The organism is Pedobacter sp. UBA5917 (genome assembly GCF_002432345.1).
GTDB lineage: Bacteria > Bacteroidota > Bacteroidia > Sphingobacteriales > Sphingobacteriaceae > Pedobacter.
In genome coordinates, this window is record NZ_DJDT01000045.1 from 1 (window position 1) to 2,866 (window position 2,866).

General features: G+C 41.0%; 3 protein-coding genes. All 3 read left to right on the forward strand.

The window, feature by feature from the left end:
- Positions 1-179 precede the first annotated feature (179 nt).
- The 3 genes from B2V92_RS02965 to B2V92_RS02975 are packed head-to-tail and all read left to right on the forward strand — an operon-like array spanning position 180 to position 2,842.
- Positions 180-1,742 (forward strand): FAD-dependent monooxygenase, encoded by a 1,563-nt coding sequence (locus B2V92_RS02965; RefSeq protein WP_293304686.1) that lies wholly within the window; start codon positions 180-182, stop codon positions 1,740-1,742.
- A gap of 50 nt (positions 1,743-1,792) precedes the next feature.
- Positions 1,793-2,278 (forward strand): hypothetical protein, encoded by a 486-nt coding sequence (locus B2V92_RS02970; RefSeq protein WP_293304688.1) that lies wholly within the window; start codon positions 1,793-1,795, stop codon positions 2,276-2,278.
- 51 nt (positions 2,279-2,329) lie between these two features.
- Positions 2,330-2,842: an alpha-ketoglutarate-dependent dioxygenase AlkB gene (locus B2V92_RS02975; RefSeq protein WP_293304690.1), complete on the forward strand. Its 513-nt coding sequence runs from the start codon at positions 2,330-2,332 to the stop codon at positions 2,840-2,842.
- Positions 2,843-2,866 lie beyond the last annotated feature (24 nt).

Here is a 2,866-nt window from a genome sequence, read left to right on the forward strand (position 1 = left end):
AAGCGCTTTGGGTACTTTGGCGCTCCAAAGTACCATGCCCCCGCGGCATAGGAGCGGAAAAATATTGATATTTGTATCCACACGATAAGATTTGCAACCGGGATTACCGAACGATTGTCGTATTTATACAAGCCTGGGCTAAACACATTGCCCAACTTTGTGCTACAATTATTATAAATATGAATACGACAATCAATAGCGGTACATCCGCACAAAACCATACTCTTTACGATGTAATTATTTCGGGTGCCGGGCCGGTAGGACTTTTTTTAGCCTGCGAACTGGCTTTGGCTAAATGTTCGGTGCTGATCCTCGAAAAGGCGGCAGACCGAAACTCAATATTAAAACAACTTCCATTTGGTATCCGCGGACTTTCGGCACCTTCTATCGAGGCACTTTACCGCCGCGGGCTATACCACGAGCTCCAAATACACAAACAACTTAAAAACCCGCATCAGCACCAAACAATCAAACAAGGTGCACAACGGCAGGTAGGTCATTTTGCAGGTATTCCGTTTTTAGAAGGAAATGTTGATGCTTCCCGATGGAAATACCGCCTGCCTGGTTCAACCGAAACGAGTTTGATCTCAGAAATGGCGGAATTGGAGACCATATTTACAAATCGTGCGGAAACTTTAGGTATAACCATTAAACGTGGTTTCGCAATTAGTAGCTTCGATCAAAATGACGAAAGCGTAACCGTCCAGTCGGGCACTGAAACTTTTAGTGCAAAATGGCTGGTGGGCTGCGATGGTGCCCGTAGTGTGGTGCGCAAAACCGGTGGTTTCGAATTTGCAGGTACCGAACCGGAATTTACAGGCTACACCGCCAAGGTAGATATTTTAGACCCCGAAAAACTCAGCCCGGGCCGTAATGTTACCGAAAGGGGCATGTACATGCAGTCGCAACCTGGCTACATGGCCATTCAGGATTTTGATGGAGGTGCTTTCCATGCTTCTGAACAGCCCATTACACTCGAACATGTGCAGAAAGTACTCCGCAAGGTTTCGGGTACCGACGTAACGCTTACAGCTTTACATACCGCCACCACCTGGACCGATAGGGCAAGGCAGGCCACAACTTACCGTATCGGAAGGGTATTTTTAGCTGGCGATGCTGCACATATCCATGCACCTTTGGGTGGGCAGGGTCTTAATTTGGGTTTAGGCGATGCCATGAACCTGGGTTGGAAATTAGCGGCAACCATTAACAACACCGCAACAGAAGGCTTGCTCGATAGTTATTATACCGAACGATACCCTGTGGGCATAAAAGTACTCGATTGGTCGAGGGCGCAGGTAGAAATTATGAAACCTAGCCCGCAGGCCAAGGCGCTGCATGCCATTGTAAGCGAATTGATGAATACCCAGGATGGTGCTACCTACATGGCCGAACGTGTTTGGGGAATTTTTACGCATTACGATCTGGGCAATCAACATCCTTTAGTAGGTTATAGTGTACCTAATTTCGAATTCGGGAACGGTAGTACTATTGGTGAAATGATGCATGATGGTAGAGGTATTTTGCTAGATTTTGAGAACGATGTTAAACTTCAAACGCTTGCGGAGAAATACGAACAGCTAAAATATATTGCCGATAGCGCAAAAAACCAATTGGGTTTAAGCGCCCTACTGATTCGCCCCGATGGCATTGTTGCCTGGGTTGCGGAAGATGAGGTTGATTACAATGAACTTAGAGGAGCAGTGGATAAGTGGTTTATATCTGATAAAAAAAGGAATTGAAAAGCCTTTTTTAAATGGAAAGATTATATTTGAATAGCACCCAAATTTAAATGACGAAATCTGACCGTTCTAAATATAATATCTGCATTGCTGCCATAAAAAGAGATACCATGCAGCCTTATGATTTTAAGTGGACAAAATGTTATGAAACGAATACCGTTTTTAGTGAACTGTATCCAAACATTTTAATAGAAATTGATGATGATGAGCTGATTATTTCTTCAACAGTTATTGATGATTTTAACTTTAGCATACTAACCACTAGAAAACTGATTACCAAAGAAAACGGAGATTTTAATTTCGGACGTATGGAAGATGTAACACATGTATCGTTTGGTTACTTCAAAGATGTTAAACCATTTACATTTGGGATAATCAAATTAAAAAACGGTAATGATTTAAAGTATTTTATCGAAACCGGAAAAGCATCAATGATGATGATACAGGGTGTAAAAACTTTAATCAGAACACAAGAAATGACTAATCAGCAGGTTGAGAATGTGACCAGGGTTTGGAATAAGAAAAATGGTCAATAAGTTATCGTTTCATTCCTCATCTATATTTAACAAACACAAATGCTCCATAAAATGAATGACATCACCTATATCGAGTGTTTTATAGATAATCCAAATCACTTACTCGATCTTTTAACCTCAACAGTAAAGTGGGATGAAAGAATGACGGCACGCAAAACAGCAAGTTTCGGCAAGGCCTACAATTATTCGCAGATAAATTATCCTTATCAGGATTTTCTACCGGAACTTGCTGCCATTAATAAAAAATTAAAAAACGTAATTGGCTTTGAGCCCAACAACTGTCTAATCAATTATTATTTAGATGGAAAATCGAAAATGGGTTATCATTCCGACCAAACCGATATTTTAGCAGACGGCACAGGTGTTGCAATTGTATCAATAGGAGAAACAAGAACTTTAAAGTTTAGGAATATTGAAAATCCAGAACAATTTATCAGTTATGATTTAACTGCGGGTAGTTTGGTATACATGACACAGGAAGTTCAAAATCTTTGGCAACATGCTATACCAAAATCGGACACGGAAAATGGCAGGATTAGCCTAACTTTCAGAAAAATGAAATAAGCTTTAAAAGCTGGCGCTATGTAA

Excerpts from the sequence above, each read along its gene's own strand:
- B2V92_RS02965 (WP_293304686.1), top strand. The coding sequence starts at position 180 with ATGAATACGACAATCAATAGCGGTACATCCGCACAAAACCATACTCTT.
- B2V92_RS02975 (WP_293304690.1), top strand. The coding sequence starts at position 2,330 with ATGAATGACATCACCTATATCGAGTGTTTTATAGATAATCCAAATCAC.
- B2V92_RS02970 (WP_293304688.1), top strand. The coding sequence starts at position 1,793 with ATGACGAAATCTGACCGTTCTAAATATAATATCTGCATTGCTGCCATA.